Consider the following 6543-nt stretch of genomic DNA (forward strand, 5'->3'; position numbering starts at 1 on the left):
CCTCCGCACCATGGGCGTGCGGAGGGCCGCCTTCATCGCATTCCAGGTCAGCCGACGGCGACGGAGACCGCGTGCAGCCCCGGCCCGTCCGCGGTCACCTTCGTCTCGCCGTTGCCGGTGCGGTGCAGCGCGCGCACCGTCCACTCGCCGGGCGCGGCGTAGAACCGGAAGCAACCGTCCGACGCGGACACCACCTCGGCGGTGAACTCGCCGGTGGCGTCCAGCAGCCGCACGAACGCGCCGCCGACCGGCGAGCCGCCGGCGGTCACCTGGCCGCTGAGCACGGTCTCCTTCCCCAGATCCACGCCGGCGGGCAACTCGCCGGTCTGCTCCGGAGCACCGCAGCTACTGCTCATGGTCTCTCCTTCTCCCGCAAGGGAAATCTCAGTGGGTGCCGGGCCCGATCTCCACCGGCACGCCGACCAGCGAGCCGTACTCGGTCCACGATCCGTCGTAGTTCTTCACGTCCTGGTAGCCGAGCAGCTCGTGCAGGGCGAACCAGGTGTGCGAGGACCGCTCACCGATGCGGCAGTAGGCGATCGTGGCCTTGGACTCGTCGATGCCGGCTTCCTTGTACAGCTCGCGAAGCTCGTCCTCGCTGCGGAACGTGCCGTCCTCGTTGGCCGCCTTGCTCCACGGCACGTTGATCGCGCTCGGGATGTGCCCGGCCCGCTGCGCCTGCTCCTGCGGCAGGTGCGCGGGGGCGAGCAGCTTGCCGGAGAACTCGTCCGGCGAGCGCACGTCGACCAGGTTCTTCGCGTTGATCGCGGCGACCACCTCGTCGCGGAACGCCCGGATCGAGGTGTCCTGGTCCTTGGCCGAGTACGAGGTCTCCTCGCGGTTCACCTGGCCGGTGACCAGCGGGCGGCCGTCCAGCTCCCACTTCTTGCGGCCGCCGTCGAGCAGCTTCACCGACTCGTGGCCGTACAGCTTGAAGTACCAGTACGCGTACGCGGCGAACCAGTTGTTGTTGCCGCCGTAGAGGATTACCGTGTCGCTGTTGGCAATACCCTTGGCGGACAACAGCTTCTCGAACCCCGCGCGGTCGACGAAGTCCCGGCGGACCGGGTCCTGCAGCTCCTGCTTCCAGTCCAGCTTCACCGCTCCCGGGATGTGGCCGGTGTCGTAGGCGGAGGTGTCCTCGTCGACCTCGACGAACACCACGCCCGGGGTTTCGAGGTTCTCCTCGGCCCACTGGGCCGTGACCAGAACTTCTTGGCGGCTCATCAGCGCGCTCTCACTTTCTTTTCTCGGGTTCGATCAGTGGCTCTCGACCGGGCGTGCGCCGGACGGGACGAATCGGCGGATCAGCAGGTACACCTCGCAACCGAGGCAGAACCCGAACGCGGCGTTGAGGAACGCGGCGGCGAGCGCGAATGCGGTGGCGATGATCCCCAGCCAGACCGCCCCCGCGGCGTAGCCGAGCACGCCGGCCGCCGCGAAGACGAAGCCGACGGCCTGGGCGAACCGCAGCGGCGCGGCGTCCTCCCGCTCGTCGGTCGGCGCCAGCCGGGGCGCGACGAGGTACCGGTAGAGCACCGAGTACGGCGCGTAGCGCAGCCCGATGAACCCGCCGACGGCGAACACCACCGCCTGCGCGGCGAGCAGCGGCCACCAGCCGGTGATCAGCACCGCGGCGAGCACCGCGGTGGTCACCCAGGCGGCGAACCGGGGACCTCGGGGATCAACGGGTGGACCTGCGGACATGGGTGGGCCTCCTGACCTGTGGACACCGGATGGTCCTGATCGGCGGTGATTGGCGCTCGCGGCGACCGGGCGCGGCGGACGGCCGCGTACCGCCTGGTCAGTCGGTTGCCCGACACAGGCTGCTGTCGACGCGGCAGTAGTCGACCGCGCGACGCCTGGTCAGCAACGCATACACGTCACGCAGCGTACCGCCGCATCTCTGGGGCTGGGAGGAGCTTCCACCTAATGGGACGACCTCTACGCCCGCTCAATTCCCGCTTGGCAGGTGCGGGCGCAACGCCTCGAGCAGGTCGTCCCGCCGGGGCACGCCGCCGACCCGGAGCAGCTCGCTGCCGGTGGCGTCGACCGCGAGCGTGGTGGGCGTGCGGAACACCGAGAGGGCTCTGGCCAGCTCCGGCCGCTCGGTCAGGTCCAGCTCGGCGTGGTGCAGGCCGTCGGTGTGCGCGGCGAGGTCGGCCAGCAGCACCCGGGCGTGCCGGCACGGCGCGCAGAACGTGGTGGACAGCTGGACCAGGGTGACCGCCGCGTCGGGGTCGAGGACGCGCCGCACGTCGTCTGGCACCGGCGCGTCCGCGCTTGCGGACGGCCGCACCCGGCCCTGCCTGGCGCGCAGCACGAGACCGGCGGCGCCCGCGAGCACCAGCGTGCCGATCAGCACAAGCGCACCGGTCATCCGTTGCCTCCGCTGAGCACGACATTGCTGGCCTTGCCGGACACCGACAGCACCCCCGGGTCGACCTTCACCGCCGTTGGGGTGACGGAGAACGGCAGGACACCCGGGTCCAGGGTAATCGCGAACAGGGCGAGCACCTTCTCCTGCAGCGTGGGCGCCAGGCTGCCACTGATCAGCCCGTTGCGGATGTCCAGCCGCTTCGGCTCGAAGCTGATCTTCCCGTCGGCCAGCGAGATGATCCCGAACACGCAGAAGTCGGTGGACTGGTCGGTGATGTCCGCGGTGACGCACATGCGCACGCCGGCCGTGGTGTCCTCGGGCTCATCGGCGGGATCCGGCGGCTCGGCGCCCTCCGGGGGCTCGGTGATCGCCACCTGCTCGCTGACCGGGTCGATGGTCAGCCGGGTGATCGTCTTCACCAGCTCGTTCTCCTGCTCGGAGATCGCCCGGTTCACATCCGACGCCTTGACCAGGACCTGGCCCTTGACCTCCCGCAGCGTGACGCTCTTGAGCGAGCCGGACAGCAGGTCGGACAGCGGCGCGTGCACGCCCATGAGATCGGCGTGCACCTCGACGTCGCGCAGGGTGTTCCGCACCGGAACGCCCTTGGCGTCCACGGCGACCTTGTCGTACTCGCCGGAGATGGCCTGGGCCAGGAAGGAGAACCCGCCGACCCGGACGTCCGGGTCGTCGGCGAGTCCGAAATGGCTGCGGGCCCGCTTGGACACCTCGTGCTCGAAGATCGCCGCGGCGCCGAAGTCCGCGACCACCAGCAGCCCGGCCAGGACGACGAGCGCGATGACGAGCCGGCGCACCACTCTCGACCTACGCCGCCTTGGCGCCGTTCGCGGGGTGCTCGGCTCGGTCGTCATGGTCATTCCCGCCCGTGTCCTTTCCGGCCGCACTCGTTACGGCCGTGTTTCCTTTGTGACCAGCAGTCTCGTGAGTCTCATCCGCTAGGGCGATCGTTGCTGCACCCGTGTGATGCGGGCGTCACGGTCACGACATTTGTCAGCCACGCCAGCTATTCTCCCGGCAAGCCGCGGAGCATACCGAGAGAGGCAGGCCTGTCGATGAGCCTCGACCTGCTACTGCTCACCGCTGACCCAGCGCCGGGTTCGGTGTTGCCGTCCCTGATGTTGCTGCCGCACAACGTGCGGACCCAGGCCCCGGAGGTTACCGCCCTGCTGGAGGCCGGTTCCCGGGACGCCGTGCTCGTCGACGCCCGGATCGACCTGGCCGCGGCGAAGAGCCTGTGCCGCCTGCTGGCCAGCGGCGGCGACAGCGTGCCGGTGGTCGCCATCGTCAACGAGGGCGGCCTGGTGGCCGTGACCTCCGAGTGGCGGGTCGACGAGATCGTGCTGCCCACCGCCGGCCCGGCCGAGGTGGACGCCCGGCTGCGGCTGCTCACCTCGCGCGGCTCGGCCGGCGGGCCCGGCGCGGACGGCGCGCTGCGGCTCGGCGAGCTGGTCATCGACGAGGCCACCTATATGGCCCGGCTGCGCGGCCGCCCGCTCGACCTGACCTACAAGGAGTTCGAGCTGCTCAAGTACCTCGCCCAGCACGCCGGCCGGGTGTTCACCCGGGCGCAGCTGCTGCAGGAGGTGTGGGGCTACGACTTCTTCGGCGGCACCCGGACGGTGGACGTGCACGTCCGGCGGCTGCGGGCCAAGCTCGGCTCCGAGCACGAGCAGATGATCGGCACCGTGCGCAACGTCGGCTACAAGTTCGTGCAGCCGCCCAAGTCCGGCGCCGCCCGACCCGCCCAATTGTCCACTGAGGACATCCCGGAACAGGTCGACGTCCTGCGCTGAGCTGGGTACGGTCAGCGTGTGGTCGAGGTGACCTGGCAGGACCGGCTGTCCGACGACGATGTCCAGACCATCCGCGGGCTGTTGCTCGCCGCCCGGGACCGGGACGGCCGGCCCGAGGTCGACCCGACCGGGGGGTTACCCCGGCCGCTGCGCGGCGGCAGCCATGCGCTGGCCCGCGCCGGCGGCCGGCTCGTCGGTTACGCGCACCTCGACACCAAGGGCGACGCCCACGGCCGTGTGGTCGCCGAGCTGTTCGTGCATCCCGATCACCGCCGGGCCGGCATCGGGTCCGCGCTGGTCGACAGCGTCATCGGCAGGGCGCCGGCCGACCGGCTGCGGATCTGGTCGCACGGTGATCATCCCGGCGCCGCCCGGCTCGCCGAGAAGTTCGGTTTCGTCCGGGTCCGCGAGCTGCTCAAGATGTGCCTGGACTTCGAGGCGAGCAACGCGCCCCGGCTGCCGGTGCCGACCTGGCCGCCCGGGGTCCGGGTGCGCACGTTCGTCACCGGCCAGGACGAGCCGGACGTGGTGCACGTCAACCGCCGCGCGTTCGACTGGCATCCCGAGCAGGGCGCGCTGACCGTCGACGACCTGGCGGCCGCCGAGGACGAGCCGTGGTTCGACCCGGACGGCTTCTTCCTGGCCATCGACCCGGAGGACCGGCTGCTGGGCTTCCACTGGACGAAGGTGCATCAGCAGCGCCCGCCCGTCGGCGAGGTCTACGTGGTCGGTGTCGACCCCGAGGCGCAGGGCATGGGGCTGGGCAAGGCGCTCACCCTGGCCGGCCTGCACCACCTGCACCGGTGTGGCCTGTCCAAGGTCATCCTCTACGTGGAGTCGGACAACACGGCCGCGCTCGCCGTCTACACCCACCTCGGCTTCACTACCGTGGAAACCGATGTCCAGTACGAGCTGCCACCGGCCGAGGGCATCTGATCACGCCGGGCGTACCCGCAGGTCTCGGTGAGGACACGGGCTCCGCCGAACGGCGTGGCCATCCTCACGTTCCGTGACTTGTTCACCCCACGTTCACCTCTACAGGGCCGTCCGTGCACCGGCGCTGCCTAGCGTCCCCGGCGAGCGGCACTCGTCGCGTAACCGGACAGTCTCCAAGTGCGGAGGAATTACTCGTGAAGATCAAGCGGCACGCGTCCGTGCTCGGCCTCATCGCCGCCGGCGCCATCGCGCTCACCGCGTGCGGCGGCGACCCGGAACCGCCAAGCAGCCCTGGCGGTGGCGCCACCAACGGCGACGACGCGCCGGCCGCCACGCAGGTCGAGTGCGGCGGCAAGAAGTCCCTCAAGGCCAGCGGCTCGACCGCCCAGGCCAACGCGATGACCCGGTTCGTCAACGCCTACGAGACCAAGTGCGAGGGCTTCACGCTCAACTACACGTCCAACGGCTCGGGGGCGGGCGTCAAGGAGTTCACCGGCAAGCAGACCGACTTCGGTGGCTCGGACTCCCCGCTGAGCAAGGAGAAGGGCGAGACCGACGCGGCCAAGCAGCGCTGCGACGGCAACGACGCCTGGAACCTGCCCGCCGTCTTCGGGCCCATTGCGGTCACCTACAACGTGCCGGGCGCCGATGGCCTCGTGCTCGACGGACCGACCCTGGCCAAGATCTTCCAGGGCCAGGTCGCCACCTGGAACGACCCCGCGATCGCCTCGCTCAACAGCGGCAAGACGCTGCCCGGCGACAAGATCACGGTGATCTTCCGCAGCGATGAGTCGGGCACCACGGACAACTTCCAGAAGTACCTGAAGGCCGCATCGAATGGCGCGTGGACCAAGGAGACCGGCAAGGTCTTCAACGGCGGTGTCGGCGAGGGCGCGAAGGGCAACGAGGGCACCTCGGCCGCGATCAAGAGCACGCCCGGCTCGATCACCTACAACGAGTGGTCCTTCGCCAAGCAGCAGCAACTGCAGATCGCCAAGATCATCAACAGCGGCGGCGGTGAGGCCGTCGAGCTGTCCGGGGACAGCGCGGGCAAGGCCATCGAGGGAGCGAAGATCAAGGGCACGGGCAACGACCTGGTGCTCGATCTCGACTCGATCTACGGCACGTCCACCCAGGGTGCGTACCCGATCGTGCTCGCCGCGTACGAGATCGTCTGCTCGAAGTACTCCGACGCGGACACCGCCAAGGCGGTCAAGGCGTTCCTGACCGTCTCGGTGACCGACGGGCAGCAGGGCCTGGACGCCAACGGCTACATCCCGGTGCCGAAGTCCTTCCAGGACAAGCTGCTGACCGCGATCAAGGCGATCGCCTGACGCGGCGATCCCACAACCGGGATGAGCGGATCGCGCAAGCCGGGAACTCGCCCCGGTCGTCCAGTCGGGCTGGACGACC

General features: G+C 70.0%; 8 protein-coding genes. 3 read left to right on the plus strand and 5 right to left on the minus strand.

Translation table 11 applies throughout. From position 1 onward, the window contains the following. Positions 1-47: 47 nt before the first annotated feature. The 5 genes from VGX25_RS18480 to VGX25_RS18500 form a co-directional block, all read right to left on the minus strand. Positions 48-356 (minus strand): DUF1416 domain-containing protein, encoded by a 309-nt coding sequence (locus VGX25_RS18480; RefSeq protein WP_326919062.1) that lies wholly within the window; start codon positions 354-356, stop codon positions 48-50. 28 nt (positions 357-384) lie between these two features. After that, the gene (locus VGX25_RS18485; protein WP_326919063.1) at positions 385-1227 is read right to left on the minus strand and encodes a sulfurtransferase; all 843 of its coding nucleotides are present in this window, start codon (positions 1225-1227) and stop codon (positions 385-387) included. A gap of 33 nt (positions 1228-1260) precedes the next feature. Further along, positions 1261-1707, minus strand: a complete 447-nt coding sequence (locus VGX25_RS18490; protein WP_326919064.1) for a DUF4395 domain-containing protein — start codon at positions 1705-1707, stop codon at positions 1261-1263. Between the two features lie 247 nt (positions 1708-1954). Continuing rightward, positions 1955-2380 carry a thioredoxin family protein gene (locus tag VGX25_RS18495; protein ID WP_326919065.1) on the minus strand — a complete coding sequence of 142 codons (426 nt, stop codon included), beginning with the start codon at positions 2378-2380 and terminating at the stop codon, positions 1955-1957. Continuing rightward, positions 2377-3195 (minus strand): DUF2993 domain-containing protein, encoded by an 819-nt coding sequence (locus VGX25_RS18500; protein WP_326919066.1) that lies wholly within the window; start codon positions 3193-3195, stop codon positions 2377-2379. Before VGX25_RS18500 ends, VGX25_RS18495 begins: the two co-directional genes overlap by 4 nt. Positions 3196-3453: 258 nt before the next feature. Between VGX25_RS18500 and VGX25_RS18505 the strand changes: the two genes are divergently transcribed. The 3 genes from VGX25_RS18505 to pstS all read left to right on the plus strand — a co-directional run bounded on the left by VGX25_RS18505 (position 3454) and on the right by pstS (position 6464). Then, the gene (locus VGX25_RS18505) at positions 3454-4194 is read left to right on the plus strand and encodes a response regulator transcription factor (RefSeq protein ID WP_326919067.1); all 741 of its coding nucleotides are present in this window, start codon (positions 3454-3456) and stop codon (positions 4192-4194) included. An 18-nt stretch (positions 4195-4212) separates the two neighbouring features. After that, positions 4213-5130, plus strand: a complete 918-nt coding sequence (gene mshD, locus VGX25_RS18510; RefSeq protein WP_326919068.1) for a mycothiol synthase — start codon at positions 4213-4215, stop codon at positions 5128-5130. Between the two features lie 194 nt (positions 5131-5324). Further along, entirely contained in the window at positions 5325-6464 is a 1140-nt protein-coding gene (pstS, locus tag VGX25_RS18515) for a phosphate ABC transporter substrate-binding protein PstS (protein WP_326919069.1), read from the plus strand. The last annotated feature ends 79 nt before the right edge of the window (positions 6465-6543 follow it).

Origin of the sequence: Actinophytocola sp. (assembly GCF_035942955.1) — a bacterium.
Taxonomy (GTDB): Bacteria; Actinomycetota; Actinomycetes; order Mycobacteriales; family Pseudonocardiaceae; genus DASYTH01.